Genomic DNA, 21,263 nt, shown 5'->3' with positions numbered 1-21,263 from the left:
AGTATAACACACGATTTGATAACGCTATCATCTCAGTCTACAGACCGAGGGAAAACAAGCCTTCCGCTCGTCGCACTATTGAAAATAACGTATTATGATAAGAGTGTACTTAACGAGGAGGGATAATCGATGAATCGCCAGGTGAAGCAAGTATTGTTCATTGTGGCCGCGATCTCTTTAGTTCTCGTTCTAATCGGCTTTTTACCGAACATGATCATGTTCGGTTTGGGGGCGCTCTTAGCACTGTGGGCTGGAGTCAGATTCATGGCCGTGACACATGTCGGCGCAAAAATCGGTTACGGCGCGCTTGCCGTGATCGGGATCATCACAATTTTATCGAATATTTGGGCGTTGATCGGGATTGTGGTGGCATGGGTATTGTTTAAAGGGTATATGATGTATGCCAACCAAAAACAAGACGTCGAGATTTTCAATGCGGACGGGTCGCGTGCGAGCCGCAGCAGTTTTCAATCGTTCGATCAAGTTTGGCAGAAGTTTGTAAACCGTCGCTAAGATTCAAAAGGAGGACATCAAGATGAAAACACCATTTGACCAGTTTCGTGATTTAGCTAACGAGTTGACGAAAGAACTATCGAAAGAGATGAAGAAGTTTCAAGATAAAGAGGGGCCACGTTCGGCTCCACGCTCAAGTGGGGAAGCCGAATTGAACCGCCATATCCGCGGTGCTGAAAAAGAGGCGCTGTCAGTCGAACGTCTCGTTGAGCGTCAAAAGTCATTGCTCGAGGAACTTGCTACAAAACGCGATGACGCCAAGCAGATGGCCGATAAGCGTTACGAGCAGACGGAACTCGCCAAGCAAGCAGGCGAAGACAAGCTCGCCGAACGGGCAGCTCTCGAGTCGAAGCATTACGGTGAGCAGTATCGTTATTTTGAAGGTCTCCTCGACGAAGGAGCACGTGAACTCGATGCCCTCGAGCGCCGAGCTCTCGAGATGCGACTGAAACTCGATGAGATGCAAAACAAACGGTATGAGTTCGCAATGCGTGAGAACCTGGATTTATTGAAAGGTGCGCTCGATCAAATCTTCGGGGCAGAGACGTCGAAGACACATCCATTCACGGAAGAAGAGAAAAAAGCAGAAGAGAAGAAACAAGAACCGGCCGCTGAAGAGAAAATCGATCCAGCGGACGAAGATGATTTCGAAGCAAAACTAAAAGAACTTGAGCGTCGTTTCAAACAAGACTGACGCAACGGTTCAGCGATGGTCCGGCGAATGGTTGGGCCATCGCTTCTTTGCTTCATGTTACATACTGTTAGAGAGGGGGAAGCAATGTGGAACGTTGGAACACACGCCAAATCATCGGCTTTATGATTATTCTATTCGCCATTGGACTATTTATCGATATCGCGACGGGTGGTAACAGCGTCCTCTTCAGTATGGTCGTCCCGCTATTGTTGCTGTATATCGGGCGTCGTTTTAGCCGCAAAGGCAATCAGCCGGTCAGCTATATCTTTTACGGGATTGGCGGTATCATGCTCGTCGGGCTCATCTTCTCGTCGGCGGCGTTCGGTTTTGTATTGTCAGGTTTATTGCTCATGTTCGGCTATCGACTGTACAAGAATCGTCCGCTCGAATCGAGTCGGTTCAAGTCACATATCCGGCAAGAACAGGCCTTTTCGTTCGGGACAAAAGAGAGCGGTCACTACGTGCTTCAAGACACGAATGAATTCTTCTTATTGCGTGACGTCGAACTCGACTTGTCGCGCGCCATCATTCCGGAGGGAGAGACATTCTTACTATTGAACGGACTCGCCGGGGACGTCCGAATTCTCATTCCAGCCGGCTACGATTACTCGATTGATGCATCAATCGGATTCGGCAAGATTCAAGTCGATGAGTCGAACTATTCACCGGTGTTCAACCGTCGCTTTTACACGGCTTCGGACGATTATCAAGCAGCAACACGGAAAGTCCGCATCCATATCGTGCTCATGAGCGGAAGTGTCGAGGTGATGACCGTATGAAGAAGGATTCGTATCCAAGGACGGTCGTCTGGCATCAGTTATTTAGCAGCCTACTGACGGCACTGTTCGTCACGATCGCATTTTTAATAGGTGACTCGACTTCACTCCGAGATTTGTTCACACGTGAAGAAGGGTTGCCTTTCGGTGTGTCTATCCTCGTCATCGCCGTCTTGATTGGTAGCATCTTCGGGGTCGGTTCGTATTTTTATTTGCGACGCGACTTCCGGGAAGTGGCGATTGCCTTGTGGAAGCTTGAGAATCAAAAAGAGATTACATTCCGTCCATTGTCGCCTTATCGAGATACACTCGAACGGATTGCCCGGATTTCTAAGCAACGCACGGAAATGATTGAGATGGCCAAACGGGTCGGGGACCGACCTGTCAGTGTCGAGGAAGCGCGCAGCGAAGCAGTCGTCGAAGAACGGCGCCGTGTCGCCCGTGAACTCCATGACTCGGTCAGTCAGCAACTGTACGCCATCTCGATGATGACGACGGCGGCCAAACAGACGATCACTTCAAAACCAGACGTGGCGGCCAAACAAATCGAGCAGGTCGAAGTGATGGCACAAACTGCTCAGGCGGAAATGCGCTCGCTTCTGTTGCAACTCCGTCCGGTCGAGCTCGAAGGAATGACGCTCAAGACGGGAATCGAGCGCCTGTTAGAAGAACTGTCACGCAAACAATCGACCGAGCTCGTATGGCGCCTCGAAGAAGTCGAATTGTCGCGACATACTGAGAATGAACTGTTCCGCATCGTCCAAGAAGCGATTAGCAACACGCTTCGCCATGCGAAAGCGAAACGACTTGAAATCGAAATGCGGACCGTGCAACAGACGGTCATCTTAAAAATAAACGACGACGGGATCGGCTTTAATGTCGATGATACACAAGTCGCCTCATATGGCTTACAATCGATAAGAGAGAGGACGGCTGAGGTCGGCGGGACGTTACGACTCGTCAGTGTGCCAGGCGTCGGTACTCAGATTGAAGTGCGTGTGAAACAACAAGTGGAGGGGTTAGAATGATTCGAGTCGTATTGATTGATGACCATGAGATGGTGCGGGCCGGCGTCTCGGCGTTTCTGTCGACGCAGCCTGACATCGAAGTCGTCGGAGAAGCATCGGACGGCGCGACAGGGGCCGAGCTTGCCATCGCCGAGAAGCCCGATGTCGTCTTGATGGATTTAGTGATGGAACCTGTCGATGGGGTCGAGTCGACGAAGCGGATCAAGGCGAGTTGGAAAGAGGCCAAGATTTTAGTCGTGACGAGTTTCTTGGATGACGAGAAAGTGTATCCGGTCATCGAGGCCGGGGCAATGAGTTACGTCTTGAAAACGGCGAACGCCAACGAGATCGCCGATGCGATTCGTCAAACGGCAGCCGGCAATCCGGTCATGGCCGCCCAAGTGACGGGCAAGATGCTCGAACGGCTCCGACATCCGGAAAAGACGTTGCACGAGAGTCTGACGGCAAGGGAACGTGAGATTTTGCAATTGATGGCGGAAGGGAAATCGAACCAAGTCATCGCCGATGAACTATACATCTCGTTGAAGACGGTGAAGACACACGTCTCCAACATTTTGACGAAGCTTGACGTCTACGACCGGACGCAAGCCGTCGTTTATGCGTTTCAACATAATATCGTCAGTAAAGGATGAACAGGGTGCTTCCAAGCGCTGCACTCGAATTGTCCACACATGGCTACACGAAAAACAAGGATCACGCCGACGCGTGATCCTTGTTTTTAGTTCTTCTGTGCTTGAATTTGTTCATCAATCTCCGATAAATATTCCCATCGCTCCATCTTCGCATCGAGCGCTTCTTTCAACGCGGCAATGTCGGCGTACAGTTCATTCACTTTACCGAGGTCGCTACCCGCTGCGGCGAGCCGTGCCTCGGCTGCTTCGATCTCAGATTCGAGAGAGGCGATATCATCCTCGATCGTCTCCCATTCTTTCTGCTCTTTAAAAGTGAATTTGACGACATCGACTTTGACACGCTCTTTCTTCTCTTTCGATTCTTTTTTCACTTGTTGCTTCGTCTGTTCTTGGAGTGTGGCTAAATAGTCACTGTACTCCGCATGATAAACGTTGATCGTCCCGTCTTCGAACGCAATCAGCTGTTCGGCGATCCGATCTAAGAAATAGCGGTCGTGACTGACGGCGATGACCGTGCCTGGGAACGACTCCAAATAGTCCTCGAGGACGGACAATGTCTCCGTGTCGAGATCGTTCGTCGGTTCATCTAAAAATAGCACGTTCGGCTCGTCCATTAAAATCCGAAGCAAGACGAGGCGGCGTTTCTCTCCACCCGACAGTTTGGCAATCGGTTTGTATTGCGCGTCCGGGGTGAATAGGAAGCGTTCGAGCATCTGACTGGCCGTGATCGTTTCGCCGTCCGGCGTATAGATGACTTGGGCGATGCGCTCGATCTCGTCGATAACGCGTCGCGTTGTGTCTTCGAATTCAACTTGTTGCCCATAATATCCGAGATGGACGGTTTCCCCGTGGACGACCGTTCCGTTCGTCGGTTCGAGGCGGTGGGCAAGCAAGTTCATGAGTGTCGTTTTCCCACTCCCGTTTGGTCCGACGATGCCATACCGTTCCCGGCGTCCGAACAACCACGTGAAATCTTCAATGAGCAAGTGATCGTCATAACCGAAGGACAAGTTCTCCACCTCGATTACTTTTTTCCCGAGGCGGCGCGAACCGACGGATACTTCGAGCGCCTCATCCTCGGCAAGCGTCTCTTGATGCTTCAAGTCCTCGACGCGCTGGATGCGTGCCTTCTGTTTCGTCGTCCGTGCCTTGGCACCACGACGCAGCCAAGCGAGCTCACGACGTAAGATGTTTTGCCGCTTTTGCTCCATTGAATGCGACCGGGCTTTTCGTTCGGCACGCTTCTCAAGGAAGAGCTCATAGTTGCCGTCATAGAAGTAACTCGTGCCATCGGCGATTTCAAGGATATGATTCGTGACTCGGTTCAAGAAATAACGGTCATGGGTGATGAGCAGGATGGCCCCCCGGTAATCAGCGAGAATCGTCTCAAGCCAAGCAATCGTATCGGCGTCGAGTTCGTTCGTCGGCTCATCGAGTAATAGTAAGTCAGCTTCGTCGAGTAGGGCTGCGGCCAAAGCGACCCGTTTCTGTTGTCCACCGGAAAGCGAGCTAATCTCTGCCGTCACGTCCGGAAGACCGAGCCGATTTAAAATCGATTTCAACTTCGCTTCAGTCTCCCATGCGTCGGCTGCATCGACCGCTTGCTGGGCTGTCATGAAGCGTTCCAACCATTGTTCGCTCGTCGGGTTCGCCTCGAGTGCTTGACGCGCGAGCTCATACTGTTTCAACGCTTGGACGGACGGGGTGTCACTCGTGAACAACGCGTCTAAAATCGTTTGCCCGGGGGCGAAGTCGACCGTTTGGGTCAAATAGCGAATCCGGTAATCGTTCGGGTGTTGCATCGAACCCCGGTCTGCGGTCTCGACGCCGGCGATGATTTTTAAGAACGTCGACTTTCCGGAGCCGTTGACCCCGATGACCCCGATGCGATTACCTGGGTGAATCGTCATCGTGACGTCGTCGAACAAGACTTTATCTGCAAATTCTTTATGAATGCCTTCGATGGCTAATAAACTCATGATTCTTCTCCTTCAACGACGCGGCGAATCATCGTCTCTGCCAGCGCCGCAATTTCTTTATTCGGGACGTCTGCCGGATCGATGACCGGTAAAAACGTGACGTCGACCGTACCCGGTGTGATTCGGTTTGTCGTCTCGAGCAAATGGTGGCTTCCTTTAATGGCGACAGGGACGATCTTGGCACCGCTTGATGTGGCGAGCGTCAGGCTACCAGCTTTGAACTCTTTGATTGGTCCGCCTTTTGAGCGGGTGCCTTCCGGGAAGACGATAATCGACTGTCCTGATTGGATCGTCTCGACGCCGGAACGGATTGCTTTAATGGACTGGCGCCGGTCGCTGCGGTCGATGAAGATACAACCCATCAGTTCCATCCAGCGCGGAATGATTGGGAACTTTTGCACTTCGATTTTTGAGATAAACGCTTTTGGATGTTTCGTCGCTGTGATCATAATCGGGACATCAAAGTTCCCTTGGTGGTTCGCGACGTAGACGACCGGTTCATTCGGGATGTTCTCTTGGCCGTGAACACGGACGCGAGCGCCGGCGATTCGTAGTAGAAAGCTTGCCCACTTATAGGCGACAGTTTGGACGTATCCATAACGTTCCGGGGGCGTCAGTCGCTTCGCTTTCGGATAGAACGGAAGTGTCAGCGGTAAGACGGCGAAAAAGGCGATAAACCAGATGGCGGTGCGGATCATACATATTTCTCCTCTCGATCGTTCAGTAATGAGTCTGGACACGAAGAAAGAGTCTTCCTCTCTTGACGAGAATCCGACTCTTCGGCATGAATCTTTATTCCCAGAAGCGAGAATCGCTTTCCTCTTCTTCTTCCTCGAGTTCGAACGTGATTCGTTTATTCACCGGGTCCACAGCAAAGTAAGCCCCATCTTGTTCGATGCTCTTGAACTGCATGACTTGGTCACTGCCGATTTCAAGCGTGAGTCGAATGCGATTGTCATCGTCGACGAGCAAGATGCCGTCTTCTTTTAGCCATAGCTCCATGACAGGTGAATAACGCAATAGCCATTCGTTCGATAAAGGGATTTCGTTCATACGTGTTTGTGCCTCCTACGGGTTGAGTCCGTTTTGCTCTTCTTGTCTAGAATAGAATAACAAAAGTGGAGGGGGAAGACGAGCGTTATGTAGAACGTTTACGCGTAGTTGAATGCATGCGCGCCACGATGCGCTTGATCTTTTTTTGATTCCGGCGCTCGATGAGCAAGACGTTCGTTTGTGCGACCAACTGTTTAAATGAAGATAAGCCCATAGCGAGCAATACGGCGAACAGGAATGTACCGATCGGGTCTTTGAAAAAACCGGTTTGGAGCGAGACGGACAAACCGACGACCGAAAGAATCGTGGTGAGAAAATAAAATAGCATGAGTGACTCTCCCTTCCCAGATGATTCAATAATAAAAGCCGAACGTTATGTTCGTTCGACAGATGCATAAAAAATCCCTTTTTTTGTCGGAACAAAACAAAAAAACGCCTTCTGTCAGGAGAGGGCGTTTACTCTTGGACCATCGTGACGGATGAGGATACGTTTGTATCGACTCCGTTTGAAAAAATGAAGCTAAGTGAAGCGAGTAGCGCGAAGAAAGCAATCAATAAGCCTTTCATGAAGCGCTTCGCGAATGATCGAGATTGTACATCAAACATTTTATATCCCCCGTTCGGCCATGGCTGAAACCTAAATCGTTAAACAACACTTCCTTAATAATAACGTTTTCAAAATGTGGATACTAGATGGAAAATGCACGTTCACAAAATTGTCACAAAATTTGAAATATAGAAGCTAGTATACGGACCCATTTAGCATAACGGGGGGGTAATCTTGTTCACATTTTAGACACAATTGAACGGAGTAAGGAAATCGAACGTGATATGATTAGGAACGTGTGTAGGTAGGTATACTGACAGTAACAGATGAAAAAGGATGTGGATTGTATGGCATTACGTGCAGGAGAAGTAGTAGACTTGGTCGCGGAACGTTCAGCTGATTTTGGTGTGTTTATCGGAAACGGTCGCGAAGAGGTACTCCTTCATCGAAAAGAACAAACTGAGGAAGTCACAGTCGGACAGACGGTGCGGGTCTTCCTTTATCACGACTCAGAAGGACGTCTCGCTTCGACGATGACGATTCCGAGCGTCACGTTCGATGACTATGAGTGGTATGAAGTGACTGGAGTCCGGTATAACACCGGTGTGTTCGTCAATATCGGGATTCAAAAGGATGTACTCGTCTCATTAGATGATCTTCCTGAGAACCGGTCGTATTGGCCAAAAGAAGGGGACAAGCTTTGCATTCGTCTCAAGTACGATCAAAAGAGCCGTCTTCTCGGGGAACCGGCCCACTATGCGTACTTGAACTTGTTGGCGCGTCCCGCTAAAGAAGAATGGGGCAATCAAGATGTCCATGCGGTCGTCGTCAATCGACGCGACGTCGGTGTGAACGTCTGGGTCGAAAATGAATCACTCGGTTTCTTACATGAAGCAGAGATGACACGTTGGCCACGTCTCGGTGAGCAATTGACCGTACGTGTGACGCAAGTGAAACAAGACGGGACGGTACTCGTCTCGATGAAACCGCGGGCATATGAAGCCATCGACCCGGACGCGGAAAGTATCCGTGCTTATATTGAAGAACGCGGCGGCCAAATGCCTTATGGCGACAAGACGGCGCCGGACGTGATCGATCGTGAGTTCGGGATGAGTAAAGCGGCGTTCAAACGCGCACTCGGGAAACTGCTGAAAGAAAAGCAAGTTGAAAAACTCGACAACGGCTATAAATTGAAATAAGATAACTCATGTCCAGGTGGCTATGAAAAGTTTTAGAATGTATTTCTTTCATTTTAGAAACAAATACGTTATAGTTAGTAAAGTTGACTACGAGGAAACATTGGAAAAACGTCTGTAGAACAAAACCTCAGACGTTTTTTGTATGAAAAAAGGAGAATATAATTTGACAAAATTCCAAGATTTACAGTTAAGTGAAGCATTAGTAAAAGGTGTACTCAAAATGGGCTTCGAAGAAGCTACACCGATCCAAGCTGAGACAATTCCTGTCGCACTCACAGGAGTGGACGTATTAGGTCAAGCGCAAACAGGTACAGGGAAAACAGCAGCTTTCGGTATTCCGACAATTGAGCGAATCGACACAAAGGCACGTCAAGTCCAAGCACTTGTTCTTGCACCGACACGTGAACTTGCGATTCAAGTTGCAGAAGAATTGAACAAAATCGGTGAAGCGAAGCGCGTTTACGCACTTCCAGTATACGGTGGCCAACAAATCGACCGCCAAATCCGTGGTTTGAAAAAGAACCCACAAATCGTCGTTGCCACACCGGGCCGCCTCATGGACCACATGAAGCGTAAGACGATCAAACTCGACGAGATCCAAACTGTGATCTTGGACGAGGCAGATGAAATGCTCAACATGGGCTTCGTTGAAGATATCGAGATGATTTTGAAAGGCCTTCCGGCTGAACGTCAAACGCTTCTCTTCTCTGCAACAATGCCACCACAAATCAAGAAGATTGCTGAGCGCTTCATGAAGTCGCCGACGATCATCAAAGTAAAAGCGAAGGAAATGACAGTTGAGAATATCAACCAACAATTCCTTGAATTGCGCGAAGGTCAAAAATTCGATACGCTTTGCCGTTTGATCGACATCGACTCGCCAGAACTCAGCATCATCTTCGCTCGTACGAAGAAACGTGTTGACGAAGTGACAGAAGCACTCATCAAACGTGGTTACACGGCTGATGGTCTTCACGGTGACTTAACGCAATCAAAACGTGACCAAGTCATCCGTCGTTTCAAAAACGGCACGATCGACATCTTGGTCGCGACAGACGTTGCAGCCCGTGGTCTTGATATCTCAGGTGTTACTCACGTTTACAACTTTGACGTCCCACAAGATCCGGAAAGCTACGTGCACCGCATCGGACGTACAGGCCGCGCTGGTAAAACAGGTACAGCCCTTACGTTCATCACGCCACGTGAATTCGGTCAAGTCAAAGCAATCGAACGCGTAACGAACAAGAAAATGAACCGTCGTCACGTACCGACAATCGCAGAAGTGCTCGAGGGCAACCAAAAGCAATCAGCTGAAGAATTGATCGAACGTGTTCAAGCGGGCGACTTCAAAGCTTACACGCAACTTGCGACTGAGCTTCTTGAAGAATACGAAGCAGTCGAGCTTCTTGCAGCGGCACTTCGTGGATTGACGAAAGAGCCAGATTCAACTCCGGTTGAAATCTCGTATGCAGAACCAGTACGCGTCAAACGTCAAGGTGGACGTAACGACCGTGGTGGGTACCGTGGAAATCGCAGCGGCGGCGGCGAACGTCGTGGCGGCGGTGACCGTGGTGGACGCAGCGGTGGCGGCGGTGGATACCGTGGCAAACGCACGGGTGGAGACGACCGTCGTCGTTCAGACGACCGTGGCCCACGCCGTCCGCGTGACTAATCAATAACTAAAACCGCATCTCCTTAAGTGGATTTGCGGTTTTTTTTTTGGTGTCATGCTACACTAAACGAGTAGAGACAGAAAAATGAGGTGTCAACGGATGATTGAACTAGGTTTTGGTCTCGTCATACTATTGGCGTGCGTCCTGGCTTTGAAACCGATTATAACGCGGACCGAGCGTCCGAATTTCCGATATATCCCGGTCGCCACGCTCTTGTTCGGCGCGATGATTTGGCTGGTGATGGCCATCGGCGTGGGCGGGAAGATGGGAATCGGCTACGGTGTGATGAGTATCGTATATTTCATTGCTTGTTTCGGTGCCTATATGTATGTGCATACACGAGCGAGCTGAACCCAGCTCGCTTTCGTGTTTAGAAAAAAGACGAGGTGATCAAGTTGGACGCAGTGGATGTGATGATGAATCCAGAAGAAGTCGAAGTGACATTTGAACCAATCCTGGGAGCCGCCACCTTCCAAGTAGAAGGTTATATGGTCCATGGACAGTTCAGGGGCGAGTCGCTCACCCCATTCTTTTACGACGATGACGTCCCGCTCGAGTATCAGCTCGATATCGCCAAACGGATGGAGCGTTTAGCGGCCGAACAGTTAAGGGATGCGACGCAATTCGTCACGTTCCGATGTCGGTCAGAGTGGATTCTCGAACAAGGAGGCGAGGCGTTTTTGGCCCCGCTTCGAGAATTGAACTTCCCGCTCCATCGCATTTATGTGACGCTTCAAGGGACGGATCTCGTTGACGTGTCACGCTTGTCACGAGTCGTCCAATATTATCGTTCATCTGGTGTTAAAGTCGCGCTCGACTTCGCAGAATCAACGAGCATCGAAGACATCATGACGGTGGCGCCTGAGATGTTGCTCGTCGATTTGGCGACGATGGTCGAGAAGAAGACGTTATCGGTCACGTATCCGCAAATGCTTCAGACGATGGAATATATCGCTTCCCGTCTCGGGGCTCCGCTCCTCTATAAATCGATTGACCATCTCGGACAGTTGCGTTATGCGTGGCGTCATGGCGGACGTTATTATATGGGAAGTCTCCTCGGGCAAAGCGATGCGATGCCGCCGCGCGAAGCGAAAGGTATGAGCGTATTGACGCAAGAAGTACCGTCGTTCTTCTTACACGATCAAGAGCGATTAAAGCGATTATATGAATTGGAGTTCGAACTCCATAAACAAATCCACGACCTCGTCCAAAGCGGGAAGTGGTCGCGCGATAAGAAAGATGAATGGTTGCTCCATATTGCCCCGAAACTCGAAGGGACGTTCGTCCGTTACTATTTGACGGACCAAACCGGGTTCCAGACGAGCGCAAACGTCTATCAGGCACAGTCCGCTTGGACGGTCGATAACACGTATCGCGGCTATAATTGGAGTTTCCGTCCGTACTTTATTCGGACGATGGCAGCGATGGACGTGCGCGGACGGGGCTACTTGTCCGAGGATTATCGCGACTTCAGTTCGAACGAAGTGACGCGGACGTTCAGTTATCCGTTACCGGACGGCATGTTCTTGTTTGCGGACTTATCAGAAGAGTTCTTATATCAAAATCGATTATTAGATTGAGAGGGAAAACGAATGTTAGATTATGATTACGATGCATTGCGTGAGATTGGGCGAATCGTCGCCTTGGCGCGCGATGAGATGGCGAAAGCGGTCAAACCGGGCATGACGACGAAACAGTTGGATGAAATCGGGCAGCGTATTTTGGAAGCGGAAGGGGCCGCCTCGGCCCCGATCACGATGTATGAGTTCCCGGGTTATACGTGTATTTCCATCAATGACGTCGCAGCCCATGGGATTCCAGGTGACCTCGTCATCCAAGACGGCGACGTGGTCAACGTCGACGTATCCGCCGTGAAGGACGGCTACTATGCGGACACAGGACGTACGGTCATCGCGGGCACACCGAAATCGGCTAAACACGAGCGTTTGGTCGAAGTGTCATTGACATCGCTCGAAGCGGGTCTCAGCAAAGTGAAGGCCGGCGTCAAGGTCAACCAAATCGGGAAAGCGATTTATGCCGATGCCCGTAAGAACGGCTTCACGGTCATCCGTAACTTGGCGGGCCATGGCCTCGGTCGCACGCTCCACGGTGAGCCGGAGACGATTTCGAACTACTATAGCCGTGAAGAGAACGACATCTTGAAAGAAGGACAAGTCATTGCCGTCGAGACGTTCATCTCGACGAAAGATGAAATCGTCTATCAATCAGAAGAGGACGGTTGGTCGTTATTCACCCCGAACAACAGCCTCGTCTCCCAGTTCGAGCACACGGTCGTCGTCACGAAAGACGGCTATGAAGTATTGACGGGCACATTCCGTTAACGATGAAAAGGCGGCAGACGCGAAGTCTGCCGCCTTTTTTGCGGAGTTTTTACAGGAGTCGAATCGTCTGTTCACTCAGTTGCTCGATCATCGTCCAATCCGGTGCGACCTGGTCGGGAAGCATCAATTGTCCGTTCTCGACCTCGAGCGGGGTATCGAGCAAATCGGTTTCGAAGTAAGCGCTCGTCCCGGCCATATCGGCCGGATAGGAGGCTCCGCTCAATGAGGCGAATAAGAGCGTGTGATAACGGCCGATCGAGGACTCATACATCCCACCGACCCAGTAGGGGGTGCCGCTATCGCGAATCGCGAGCGCCTCGCTCCAGCCGCCGACGCGGGCCGGTTTGATATTGACGATGCGACCGGCTCGAAGTCGATGCATCGTCGTCGCGTCTTGAGCCGAACTGATCGATTCGTCGAGACAAATCGGTGTGGTGAGCCGTGCCTGCAAGTCCGCTGTCTCGACCCAATGTGTGCTCGGATAAGGCTGTTCGATCATCAAGAGACGGTAGGTATCTAACGCCTCGAACCAGTCAAGCGGTTGCTCGGAGCCACTTCCATTCAAATCAATCATGAGCGGGGCGTCCGGAAAATTGCTTCGAATCTCGCCGAGTGCAGGAAGCAGTTCATGCGGGGACGCTTTTAACTTGATCCGGTCGAATCCGGACGCGAGCGCAGCCTCGATGGCGTTCAACGTCTGACTGAGCAGACCGATGCCAATCGTCCGGCCGCATGCCACGGCATCGCCGGCTTGGACGTATTGTTTTAATGTCTGATTCGCGCGGGCCGCTTCCACTTCCCATAGAGCGCTCTCCCACATCGCTTTCGCCATCGGTTGGCCGATGATCGAGCTGACATGGGTACCGAACGAGGCGGCAGACAACGTCATCCCTTTCAGGAGTTGGATAATCAAAGCGGACGTATCGATGACGGAGCGGACGGTCTCAGCCGTATACCATGGCGTCTCGAACGCGACACCTTCCCCGTAGCCGACAACACCGTCGACCGTCTCCAGCCGGAGAATGACCGTCCGTCTCGTCGTCAACACGGCGTGGGCGGTGACAATCGGATGTTTGAACGTGAGGGGGACGATATACAGTTCAGCGCGATGAATCATGGTCAGCCTCCTTTAAGCGATGACGCATCAATTTACCGTTGGCGTTACGAGGCAGCTCGTCGACGGCAATCCATGCTTTCGGATGTTTATAAGATGCCAGATGGTCGTGCAGCAGCTGAATCGCCTCATCGAAATCGAACGTACCAACCGTGAAGGCGATGGGTACCGCTCCCCAATTCGGGTCGGGACGACCGACGACCCCGACGTCTTGAATGCCCGGGCAACGCAATAACACGCTCTCGATTTCGGCCGGATAAATGTTCTCACCGCCGGAGATGATCAAATCACTGCGGCGGTCATGGACGTACAAGTAACCGTCTTTCATCGTGCCGAGGTCGCCCGTCCGCCAATAGCCGTCGGGCGTCCAAGCATCGGCCTCTGGCTGTTTATAGTAACCAGGGGTCACCGTCGGTCCGTTCACTTCAATCTCCCCATCCGCATTGATACGGAGTTGGGTCGGCGTGATTGCTTGACCGCTCGAACCGATGTGGGCGAGTGCCTCGGCTGGCAACAGCGTCGCGACTTGCGAACACGTCTCCGTCATCCCGTATGTCTGGGCGACCGGTAACTGCCGCCGCTCGGCTTCTTCGAGCAACGGACGCGGTACGGGACCGCCGCCGACGAGCAGAAGTTGCAACTGATGGCGGGAGAGACCTGCGTCGAGGAGCCGCTTAAGCATGACCGCAACGAGCGAGATGTGGGTGATCTGCTCCGTCGCAATCAACTCGAGTGTACGAGCGACATCGAACTTCGGTTCGACGTATAGTAGCGAACCGAAACGAGCGCTCCGATACACTTGGGCGAGTCCGCTCATATGGAAGAGTGGCGTCACGACGAGCATCCGGTCACTTGTCCCATAACCGAGGCGCGTCTTGGCCGCCTCGGCGCTCGCGACGTGATTGCCGAACGTCTGCTTTACGGCCTTGGCCCGTCCAGTCGTGCCCGAGGTGAACATGAGCGACATGACTTCATCGTCTGTCCACTCGTGCGGTTTGGCGAGTGACGCCTCATCTCGTGACGTCAACGCGAATTGGGTGATCGACAGTTCAATCGGTTCATCGACGAGCAATACATCGATATCGGCCGTCTCGATTTGTCCTGCCAGTTCGCTCATCGTCAACCGTGTGTTGAGCGGAACGAGTACTTTTCCGAGTAACTGGATGGCGTGGACAGCGATGACATAATCAGCGCTGTTCACAGCGCGTAATCCGATATGCCGGGCTTCGGGTGCGACCCGTTCCAGGAAGTGGGCCAAACGGGAGCTTTCCGTGCTTAACTCGGCCCAAGTCAAACTGACGGACGCGGTGACGAGTGCCATGGCGTCGCGTCGATGTTGTGTCACATAACGATTCATCATCAGGACCTCCAAAAAAAGAGTAGCGAAGTCGCTACTCTTTGTCGATTTACGGGAAACGCGGGAACTGACCGAAGTCTGGATCGCGTTTTTCTTTGAAGGCGTCGCGGCCTTCTTTTGCTTCGTCTGTCGTGTAGTAGAGAAGCGTCGCGTCGCCGGCAAGCTGTTGAAGTCCTGCGAGTCCGTCCGTGTCGGCGTTCATCGCTGCTTTCAAGAAGCGAAGGGCCGTCGGAGAGTGTTGCAAGATCTCTTGGCACCATTGGATCGTCTCGGCTTCAAGTTGCTCGAGTGGAACGACCGTATTGACGAGTCCCATGTCAAGCGCTTGCTGTGCGTCGTATTGACGGCAGAGGTACCAGATTTCGCGTGCTTTCTTGTGGCCGATGATGCGGGCCAAGTAACCTGAACCGTAACCGGCATCGAACGAGCCCACTTTTGGTCCAGTTTGACCGAAACGGGCGTTGTCGGCTGCAATTGTCAAGTCACAGACGACGTGCAAGACGTGTCCGCCACCGATCGCATAACCGGCTACCATGGCGATGACTGGTTTCGGGATGACGCGAATCAAACGTTGAAGGTCGAGGACGTTCAAGCGTGGAATCTCGTCGTCACCGACGTAGCCGCCGTGGCCGCGGACTTTTTGGTCGCCGCCTGAGCAGAAGGCTTGATCGCCTTCACCAGTCAAGATGATGGCACCGACTTCTTTATCGTCACGGGCGCGTGCGAACGCGTCGATGAGCTCGTTGACCGTGAGTGGACGGAACGCGTTCCGTACTTCCGGGCGGTTGATGGTAATTTTGGCGATGCCGTTCCACTTCTCGTACTTGATATCTTCGTACGTGCGGACCGATGTCCAGTTTGCTACTGATTCCATTTAAATTCCCCCTAAAATCAATTTCTCTATCATTGTACCAAATTGTTGGGCATTCTCGACATGTGGAGCATGAGATGCGTCCGAAATTTCATGAATTTCAATATCGGGACGAATCAACTGCATATTCCGAGCAATCTGTTGAAACTTCACATCGTGTTCCCCGACGATCAAATCGGTGCGAGGTAAACGGTCGAGTAGCGGCCAGAGCGACGGCATGCTACCCGTCCCGATGGCGCGGAGGCTGTCCGCGAGTGCGGCTGGACGTTGGGCCAACCGCTCGGGACGGAGGGCGGCGCGCATCTCATCGGTTTGATGCCAGAGCGGAAGACGTTCCCAACGGTCAACGAACGCCTCAAGTCCTGCTCGCTCGATGAATTCGGCGAGCTTTTCGTCTTGAAGCCGGCGTTGTCGACGTTCAGCCGCTATGTTGAGCCCGGGCGTCGTGCTAATGCCGATGAAGTGGTTGACCCGATCATCATAGGCGGCGAGTGTCATCCCGATACGTCCGCCGAGCGAGTAACCGACGACCGTCCACGGACCTTCGTCCGTATCGAGTAGCGCCGACAAGTCTTTAATCTGTTGACTCATCTTGGCACGCCCGACCGCTTGCTGTCCGGTGCCGCCGTGTTGCAATAGCGACGGGGCGACGAGCCGGACGGGAAGCTCAGGGAACTGGGAGATCCAAGCCGCACTCCCGGTGAACCCATGAAGAAGCAAAACGGGACGGCCGCTTCCACGTTCGAGCACCTCATAGGAGACGCCACGCACGGAACGCATCACGACTCGTTCTCCGTCGTCAAACGGTCCGTGAGCGAAGCGGTCCAACGACGATGCTCGGCCACGTTTCTAGCGCGATCAGACGGAAATTCAATCAGCTGAACGCCTGCTTCAATCGCCGTCATGACATCTTCAGGCTGCTCGAGCAAGCGATAGCTGAGTCCGTATGTCTCGGCAAATCCGCGCAAGTTCAAGTGGAGCGGCGTCCCGAACAAGTCCTCGAACATTTGCGGTGCGATCGAAGCTTGTGGCAAGAAGGAGAAGATGCCGCCGCCATCATTGTTGACGACGACGATGGAGAACGTACCTGGGTGCGATTTGACGAGTTGCAGGGCGTTGCTGTCATGATAAAACGCCAAGTCGCCAATTAACAGGGCGGCCTTGTCCGTATCGTGACAGGCACCGAGCGCGCTCGAGATGATGCCGTCAATCCCGTTCGCCCCGCGATTGGCGAGGACGTCGATTGACTGACCGGCTGAAAGTGTTGTATCGATATCACGGATCGGCATGCTATTGCTGACGAAGATGCGATCAAGACGAGACGCCAGCAAATGACGCGTCAATGCGCTTTCTCCGCTCAAAGCAGGTTTTGCGGATTCGGCGACGCGTTCGAACAATGCGAAACGATCGAATAAGTCGGCGTCATAGTCTTTGTTGATGTTGGCGACATAATCAATCGCATCGCCGTACACGACCGTGGCGCTGTTCGACGGGTCGCGGAACGATCCCGGTTGCTCGATCAAGACGTATGGCACGTCGTGAAGCCACTGATTCAGCCGTTTCGAGACGGGGGCAGCCCCGAACCGGACGACCGCGTCAGGTGTCCATTCCGTGCGATGCTCGCTCGCGAGCCACGCGTCATAGTTCGTCAAGACATGGTCAAACCGGCGCATCCCGCTCAATGGGTCGGCGAAGACCGGAATGCGATGGGCCAGCGCCGACGTGTAGAGAGGCTCAAGCCATGATGTCGGAGTACCTGGTCCGACGATGAAGGCGAGACGATTGACGTCAATCTCTTGTTTGAACCGTTTCAAGTCGAGACTTGTCGGTTTAAGATAGGTCGGCTCAGAGGATTCGGCTTCACCGCCCAGGAGTGACGTGAAGCGCTCGATATCCGGCAACAACGGTTCACGGAACGGGATGTTCACATGGACCGGACCGAACGGCGCATGCATACTCGTCCGGACGAGCCGGGCGACTGTCTGTTCCATGTAGCGCTGGCTCGCTGCTTCAGGAACGGGGAGGTCGACGCTCGCTTTCACGTGTTCGCCGTACAGTCGGACTTGGTCGATCGCTTGAGGCGCCCCGACGTTCCGAAGTTCGTGCGGCCGATCGGTCGTCAACACAACGAGCGGCAGTTGTGAGATATTTGCCTCGGCCACCGCCGAAAAGTAGTTGGTGGCGGCAGTGCCGCTCGTGCAGATGAGCGCGACCGGGCGCAACGATGATTGCGAACGAGTCAACCCGAGTGCGAAAAAGGCGGCCGACCGTTCGTCGACGATGATATGATGTCGGACGCTCGGATGAAGATAGGCGGCCATGGCGAGCGGTGTCGAGCGAGAGCCGGGACTGATGACGACGTCCTCGACTCCTTGTTCGACGAGCCGGTTCATCATACCGGCGACCCACTCCGTTAACGGTTCATTCATGCTTCATTGCCTCCTGCGCGTACTTTGTCCAATCCGAGAGCTTGCTTGATTGGACTGAGCTTGATTTCTGTCTCGGCGAGCTCCGCTTCGAGTTCAGACTCTTGGACGATTCCACAGCCTGCGTATAGCGCCACGAATTGATGGTGGACAAGAGCCGACCGGATCGAGACGACGAACTCTCCTTCACCGTCCGTGTTCAGCCAACCGAACGGTGACCCGTACCAGCCGCGGTCGAACCGTTCAATCTCGCGCAACAAGCGGACAGATGTCCGTTTCGGAGATCCACCGAGCGCCGGGGTCGGGTGGAGCGACTCGATGATCGACAGCAAGGATGCGTTCGTATCGAGCGTCGCTTGAATCGGTGTGTGCAGATGGAACACCGACCGGTTCTCCAAGATGCGCGGCGACTCCGGTGCTTTGATGGTAGCCGCGTATGGTGTGAGGGCGTTCTTGATGTCCTTCACGACGATTTGGTGTTCCTCGAGGTTTTTGGCGTCGTGGAGTAACGTCTGTTTGGCTACATCCGATTCGATCTCGGTGTCTGGTCGCTTGATGGTGCCGGCGATGGCGGCCGTTTCAATGTACGGTCCTTGTTTCTTGACGAGCCGTTCCGGCGTCGCTCCGAAAAATCCGATTTCCCGCTTCGGCTGATACAAGAACACGTAACTGCCCGTCTGATGTTCTGACAAGTGGCGCAGTGTCGTCGCGAAGGGGAACGCCTCTTCCGAGGTCTGGTAGATTTCTTCCCGGGCGATGACGATCTTTTCGACTCGTTCTTCAGTGATGTTCAGTTTAGCTTGTTGGAAACTCGACTTGAAATGGTCGACGCCGTCTTTGACTTGCGAGTAAGTCGGTGTTTGTTCGTCGGGCGCATGTAGCGCGTTGAACTGGGCGAGTTGATCGGCCAATTGAATCAAATATTGTTCGACCGAACGTTTGGCCGAGACGAGCGTCGAAACGGTCAACGTGTGCTTGTCGCCCGAGCGGCGATATAAAAATTTCGGCACGACCAACGATGCTTCACCGAACGCTTCCCACATATTTTTTTGGGGCCGCACGAACGTGTCGAACGAAAAGCCTGAGAACGCATAAATGACCGCGTCGACGTCCCGGCGGTGCAGGCTCCAATCGTACTGTAGACGTTGGAAACGTTCGGGACCAGAAGCCGTCAACACGAGCGCATCGGCACATCCGAGCATCTCGAGGGAGCGGTCTGGCGTCGAAAAATAGTAGTGGGACGTTTCAGTGTTTTGAATAATATGGAACGCGTCGAACGAAGGGATTTCCCACGTGTACGAGGCAAGTACCGGTCGTTGCCAAGCACGTGCCCGTTTATGGGCTTGTTCGATTCGTTGTTTAATGTGTGTTTGAGTATCTGGCATGAAAGAAAAGCCTCCTCAATCCAATGGAATTCTCATTCTTTAGTGTATCATGACTTCACAACAGAACTGGCCGTCAAATGCTCGAGAAAGTGAAGGGAGCCGTCCGAGCGGCGGGCATTGACAGGTTTTTTCAAAGAGACGTAAACTAACGAAGGGAGGGAAGTGCATGAAGAAGAGAGAGAAAGGTGCGTATTGGCGCATGATTCGCCCGCATACGTTGACAGCGAGCTTCATACCGGTGCTGTTAGGGACGTTCATCGTCCTCGGGCAAGTCGAGTTGAAGTGGGGATTGTTCTTAGCGATGCTCATCGCCTCGGTCTTGATTCAAATCGCGACGAATTTATTTAATGAATATTATGATTACAAGCGTGGACTCGACCACGAAGGTTCCATTGGAATCGGTGGCTCGATCGTACGTGATGGGTTCACACCCGGACAAGTGCTCGGGATCGCGCTCGGTATGTATGGGGTGGCGGCTGTGCTCGGGCTCTATATTGCGGCTTCAACGAGTTGGCATTTAATTTGGATCGGTGTGCTGTCGATGGTCGTCGGATTCCTGTACACGGGAGGTCCGCTCCCGATCGCCTACACGCCGTTCGGGGAAATCGTCGCTGGCCTATTCATGGGTTATGTCATCATCGGCATCTCGGGATATATCCAAATCGGGACGGTGACGACAGAACTGTTGCTCGTATCGTTTCCGATGGCGCTTTTGATCGGGGCGATCTTGCTCGCGAACAACATTCGTGATTTGGATAATGATAAAGTGAATGGGCGCAAAACAATCGCCTGTCTCGTCGGACATCGTCGTGCCGTTCTCGTCTTGGCCGGATTCTTTATCGCGGCATTGGTCGGCATCCTCGTCGCCGTATTCGGGTTTGGCGTGACGCCGTGGGTGCTGTTGTCATTGCTGACAATTCCAATCATGGTACGGGCAGTGAAGCGTTTTTGGGTCAAGCGTGAACCGGCTGAACTCATGCCGGCGATGGCGATGACCGCAAAAGTGAACACGTTGTTTGGCGCTTGGATGGTCATCGGGTTAATGGTCGCGCGGCTAATCGCGTGAATTAAGAGGAGGGAACCACATGTCAGTCGTTCAAGAAATGCTAGCGTTCAATGAAAAATTCGTAACAGAGAAACAATATGAGCAATTTGTCTCGGATAAGTTTCCCGATAAAAAAATCGTCATTTTAACGTGTATGGATACGCGTCTGACGGCGTTGTTGCCTCAAGCCCTCGGACTAAAAAACGGGGATGCCAAAATCATAAAAAATGCGGGAGCCGTATTGTCACATCCGTTCGGATCGGTTATGCGTTCGATCCTCGTCGCGTTGTATGCGCTCGGGGCCGAAGAGGTCATCGTCATCGGTCATTATGATTGCGGCATGGCGGCGATCGATCCGAATGCGGTCATCGCAGAAATGGAACGTCGCGGCATTGAACCGCAGACACTTCAAACACTCAAGTCGTCAGGGATGGATTTGGAGAAGTGGTTGCACGGGTTCGACTCGGTCGAAGCGAACGTCGTCAACTCGGTCAACCTCGTCAAAAACCACCCGCTCTTGCCGCCGGGCACGAACGTCCATGGGTTCGTCATCGACCCTGCGACCGGTCGTCTTGACGTCGTCGAAGCATAATGCAAAAGGCGGTCTCTTCTGGAGAGACCGCCTTTCT

The 21,263-nt window shown here is 52.7% G+C and carries 23 protein-coding genes; 12 read left to right on the top strand and 11 right to left on the bottom strand.

Translation table 11 applies throughout. The annotated features are described in order from the left end of the window. The first annotated feature begins 129 nt into the window (after window positions 1-129). The 5 genes from KNP74_RS10330 to KNP74_RS10310 all read left to right on the top strand — a co-directional run bounded on the left by KNP74_RS10330 (window position 130) and on the right by KNP74_RS10310 (window position 3,643). On the top strand, window positions 130-513 hold the full coding sequence (locus KNP74_RS10330; RefSeq protein WP_034781108.1) for a lmo0954 family membrane protein: 384 nt from the start codon (window positions 130-132) through the stop codon (window positions 511-513). Between the two features lie 22 nt (window positions 514-535). Next, window positions 536-1,207 carry a PspA/IM30 family protein gene (locus KNP74_RS10325; protein ID WP_138859937.1) on the top strand — a complete coding sequence of 224 codons (672 nt, stop codon included), beginning with the start codon at window positions 536-538 and terminating at the stop codon, window positions 1,205-1,207. Between the two features lie 86 nt (window positions 1,208-1,293). After that, complete coding sequence (gene liaF / locus KNP74_RS10320; protein WP_034781097.1) at window positions 1,294-1,986, top strand: cell wall-active antibiotics response protein LiaF; 693 nt, start codon at window positions 1,294-1,296, stop codon at window positions 1,984-1,986. Then, the gene (locus KNP74_RS10315) at window positions 1,983-3,011 is read left to right on the top strand and encodes a sensor histidine kinase (RefSeq protein WP_034781091.1); all 1,029 of its coding nucleotides are present in this window, start codon (window positions 1,983-1,985) and stop codon (window positions 3,009-3,011) included. Before liaF ends, KNP74_RS10315 begins: the two co-directional genes overlap by 4 nt. Further along, window positions 3,008-3,643 carry a response regulator gene (locus KNP74_RS10310; RefSeq protein ID WP_034781089.1) on the top strand — a complete coding sequence of 212 codons (636 nt, stop codon included), beginning with the start codon at window positions 3,008-3,010 and terminating at the stop codon, window positions 3,641-3,643. Before KNP74_RS10315 ends, KNP74_RS10310 begins: the two co-directional genes overlap by 4 nt. An 86-nt stretch (window positions 3,644-3,729) precedes the next feature. Here the strand turns inward: KNP74_RS10310 and KNP74_RS10305 are convergent, their stop codons facing one another. From KNP74_RS10305 to KNP74_RS10285, 5 genes are all read right to left on the bottom strand, one after another. Then, window positions 3,730-5,622 carry an ABC-F family ATP-binding cassette domain-containing protein gene (locus KNP74_RS10305; RefSeq protein ID WP_214764207.1) on the bottom strand — a complete coding sequence of 631 codons (1,893 nt, stop codon included), beginning with the start codon at window positions 5,620-5,622 and terminating at the stop codon, window positions 3,730-3,732. Beyond that, entirely contained in the window at window positions 5,619-6,320 is a 702-nt protein-coding gene (locus tag KNP74_RS10300; protein WP_034781080.1) for a lysophospholipid acyltransferase family protein, read from the bottom strand. The genes KNP74_RS10305 and KNP74_RS10300 overlap by 4 nt, the downstream gene beginning before the upstream one ends. A gap of 94 nt (window positions 6,321-6,414) precedes the next feature. Then, window positions 6,415-6,675 carry a hypothetical protein gene (locus KNP74_RS10295; protein WP_034781079.1) on the bottom strand — a complete coding sequence of 87 codons (261 nt, stop codon included), beginning with the start codon at window positions 6,673-6,675 and terminating at the stop codon, window positions 6,415-6,417. An 85-nt stretch (window positions 6,676-6,760) separates the two neighbouring features. After that, on the bottom strand, window positions 6,761-7,003 hold the full coding sequence (locus tag KNP74_RS10290) for a hypothetical protein (protein ID WP_034781078.1): 243 nt from the start codon (window positions 7,001-7,003) through the stop codon (window positions 6,761-6,763). Window positions 7,004-7,131: 128 nt separating this feature from the next. Continuing rightward, the gene (locus tag KNP74_RS10285) at window positions 7,132-7,281 is read right to left on the bottom strand and encodes a hypothetical protein (protein WP_021067792.1); all 150 of its coding nucleotides are present in this window, start codon (window positions 7,279-7,281) and stop codon (window positions 7,132-7,134) included. Between the two features lie 288 nt (window positions 7,282-7,569). On the opposite strand from KNP74_RS10285, the gene KNP74_RS10280 reads away from it, so the two are divergent. The 5 genes from KNP74_RS10280 (at window position 7,570) to map (ending at window position 12,436) form a co-directional block, all read left to right on the top strand. Beyond that, entirely contained in the window at window positions 7,570-8,421 is an 852-nt protein-coding gene (locus KNP74_RS10280; RefSeq protein WP_214708749.1) for a CvfB family protein, read from the top strand. Between the two features lie 163 nt (window positions 8,422-8,584). After that, window positions 8,585-10,093 (top strand): degradosome RNA helicase CshA, encoded by a 1,509-nt coding sequence (gene cshA / locus KNP74_RS10275; RefSeq protein WP_131485905.1) that lies wholly within the window; start codon window positions 8,585-8,587, stop codon window positions 10,091-10,093. 100 nt (window positions 10,094-10,193) lie between these two features. Next, on the top strand, window positions 10,194-10,445 hold the full coding sequence (locus KNP74_RS10270; protein WP_021067789.1) for a hypothetical protein: 252 nt from the start codon (window positions 10,194-10,196) through the stop codon (window positions 10,443-10,445). A 65-nt stretch (window positions 10,446-10,510) separates the two neighbouring features. Next, window positions 10,511-11,674, top strand: coding sequence for an EAL-associated domain-containing protein (locus KNP74_RS10265; RefSeq protein ID WP_251130149.1), 1,164 nt, complete (start codon window positions 10,511-10,513; stop codon window positions 11,672-11,674). Window positions 11,675-11,686: 12 nt separating this feature from the next. Continuing rightward, on the top strand, window positions 11,687-12,436 hold the full coding sequence (gene map / locus KNP74_RS10260; protein ID WP_214712413.1) for a type I methionyl aminopeptidase: 750 nt from the start codon (window positions 11,687-11,689) through the stop codon (window positions 12,434-12,436). Window positions 12,437-12,485: 49 nt separating this feature from the next. Here map and menC read toward each other — a convergent pair whose 3' ends face one another. The 6 genes from menC to KNP74_RS10230 are packed head-to-tail and all read right to left on the bottom strand — an operon-like array spanning window position 12,486 to window position 19,589. Next, window positions 12,486-13,553 carry an o-succinylbenzoate synthase gene (gene menC / locus KNP74_RS10255; RefSeq protein ID WP_214764206.1) on the bottom strand — a complete coding sequence of 356 codons (1,068 nt, stop codon included), beginning with the start codon at window positions 13,551-13,553 and terminating at the stop codon, window positions 12,486-12,488. Next, window positions 13,537-14,907: an o-succinylbenzoate--CoA ligase gene (gene menE / locus KNP74_RS10250; RefSeq protein ID WP_214764205.1), complete on the bottom strand. Its 1,371-nt coding sequence runs from the start codon at window positions 14,905-14,907 to the stop codon at window positions 13,537-13,539. Before menE ends, menC begins: the two co-directional genes overlap by 17 nt. A gap of 49 nt (window positions 14,908-14,956) precedes the next feature. Continuing rightward, window positions 14,957-15,781 carry a 1,4-dihydroxy-2-naphthoyl-CoA synthase gene (menB, locus tag KNP74_RS10245; protein ID WP_021067784.1) on the bottom strand — a complete coding sequence of 275 codons (825 nt, stop codon included), beginning with the start codon at window positions 15,779-15,781 and terminating at the stop codon, window positions 14,957-14,959. Continuing rightward, the gene (locus KNP74_RS10240; protein WP_214764274.1) at window positions 15,782-16,558 is read right to left on the bottom strand and encodes an alpha/beta fold hydrolase; all 777 of its coding nucleotides are present in this window, start codon (window positions 16,556-16,558) and stop codon (window positions 15,782-15,784) included. Beyond that, complete coding sequence (menD, locus tag KNP74_RS10235) at window positions 16,558-18,207, bottom strand: 2-succinyl-5-enolpyruvyl-6-hydroxy-3-cyclohexene-1-carboxylic-acid synthase (protein ID WP_214764204.1); 1,650 nt, start codon at window positions 18,205-18,207, stop codon at window positions 16,558-16,560. The genes KNP74_RS10240 and menD overlap by 1 nt, the downstream gene beginning before the upstream one ends. Next, entirely contained in the window at window positions 18,204-19,589 is a 1,386-nt protein-coding gene (locus KNP74_RS10230) for an isochorismate synthase (RefSeq protein WP_034781040.1), read from the bottom strand. Before KNP74_RS10230 ends, menD begins: the two co-directional genes overlap by 4 nt. 166 nt (window positions 19,590-19,755) lie before the next feature. On the opposite strand from KNP74_RS10230, the gene KNP74_RS10225 reads away from it, so the two are divergent. Both KNP74_RS10225 and KNP74_RS10220 read left to right on the top strand, forming a co-directional pair. Continuing rightward, the gene (locus tag KNP74_RS10225; protein ID WP_138859928.1) at window positions 19,756-20,655 is read left to right on the top strand and encodes a 1,4-dihydroxy-2-naphthoate polyprenyltransferase; all 900 of its coding nucleotides are present in this window, start codon (window positions 19,756-19,758) and stop codon (window positions 20,653-20,655) included. A gap of 19 nt (window positions 20,656-20,674) precedes the next feature. Continuing rightward, window positions 20,675-21,226: a beta-class carbonic anhydrase gene (locus KNP74_RS10220; RefSeq protein ID WP_034781037.1), complete on the top strand. Its 552-nt coding sequence runs from the start codon at window positions 20,675-20,677 to the stop codon at window positions 21,224-21,226. Window positions 21,227-21,263 lie beyond the last annotated feature (37 nt).

It is taken from the genome of Exiguobacterium sp. s141, from assembly GCF_018618085.1.
Classification (GTDB): domain Bacteria; phylum Bacillota; class Bacilli; order Exiguobacteriales; family Exiguobacteriaceae; genus Exiguobacterium; species Exiguobacterium mexicanum_A.
The sequence above is the reverse complement of the archived record's forward strand: the minus strand, read 5'-3'. Positions and strand labels throughout refer to the sequence as shown.

Coding starts and splice junctions, on each gene's coding strand:
- KNP74_RS10330 (WP_034781108.1), top strand. CDS start 130: ATGAATCGCCAGGTGAAGCAAGTATTGTTCATTGTGGCCGCGATCTCT.
- KNP74_RS10325 (WP_138859937.1), top strand. CDS start 536: ATGAAAACACCATTTGACCAGTTTCGTGATTTAGCTAACGAGTTGACG.
- KNP74_RS10315 (WP_034781091.1), top strand. CDS start 1,983: ATGAAGAAGGATTCGTATCCAAGGACGGTCGTCTGGCATCAGTTATTT.
- KNP74_RS10310 (WP_034781089.1), top strand. CDS start 3,008: ATGATTCGAGTCGTATTGATTGATGACCATGAGATGGTGCGGGCCGGC.
- KNP74_RS10305 (WP_214764207.1), bottom strand. CDS start 5,622: ATGAGTTTATTAGCCATCGAAGGCATTCATAAAGAATTTGCAGATAAA.
- KNP74_RS10300 (WP_034781080.1), bottom strand. CDS start 6,320: ATGATCCGCACCGCCATCTGGTTTATCGCCTTTTTCGCCGTCTTACCG.
- KNP74_RS10295 (WP_034781079.1), bottom strand. CDS start 6,675: ATGAACGAAATCCCTTTATCGAACGAATGGCTATTGCGTTATTCACCT.
- KNP74_RS10290 (WP_034781078.1), bottom strand. CDS start 7,003: ATGCTATTTTATTTTCTCACCACGATTCTTTCGGTCGTCGGTTTGTCC.
- KNP74_RS10285 (WP_021067792.1), bottom strand. CDS start 7,281: ATGTTTGATGTACAATCTCGATCATTCGCGAAGCGCTTCATGAAAGGC.
- KNP74_RS10280 (WP_214708749.1), top strand. CDS start 7,570: ATGGCATTACGTGCAGGAGAAGTAGTAGACTTGGTCGCGGAACGTTCA.
- KNP74_RS10270 (WP_021067789.1), top strand. CDS start 10,194: ATGATTGAACTAGGTTTTGGTCTCGTCATACTATTGGCGTGCGTCCTG.
- KNP74_RS10265 (WP_251130149.1), top strand. CDS start 10,511: ATGAATCCAGAAGAAGTCGAAGTGACATTTGAACCAATCCTGGGAGCC.
- map (WP_214712413.1), top strand. CDS start 11,687: ATGTTAGATTATGATTACGATGCATTGCGTGAGATTGGGCGAATCGTC.
- menC (WP_214764206.1), bottom strand. CDS start 13,553: ATGATTCATCGCGCTGAACTGTATATCGTCCCCCTCACGTTCAAACAT.
- menE (WP_214764205.1), bottom strand. CDS start 14,907: ATGAATCGTTATGTGACACAACATCGACGCGACGCCATGGCACTCGTC.
- menB (WP_021067784.1), bottom strand. CDS start 15,781: ATGGAATCAGTAGCAAACTGGACATCGGTCCGCACGTACGAAGATATC.
- KNP74_RS10240 (WP_214764274.1), bottom strand. CDS start 16,558: ATGCGTTCCGTGCGTGGCGTCTCCTATGAGGTGCTCGAACGTGGAAGC.
- menD (WP_214764204.1), bottom strand. CDS start 18,207: ATGAATGAACCGTTAACGGAGTGGGTCGCCGGTATGATGAACCGGCTC.
- KNP74_RS10230 (WP_034781040.1), bottom strand. CDS start 19,589: ATGCCAGATACTCAAACACACATTAAACAACGAATCGAACAAGCCCAT.
- KNP74_RS10225 (WP_138859928.1), top strand. CDS start 19,756: ATGAAGAAGAGAGAGAAAGGTGCGTATTGGCGCATGATTCGCCCGCAT.
- KNP74_RS10220 (WP_034781037.1), top strand. CDS start 20,675: ATGTCAGTCGTTCAAGAAATGCTAGCGTTCAATGAAAAATTCGTAACA.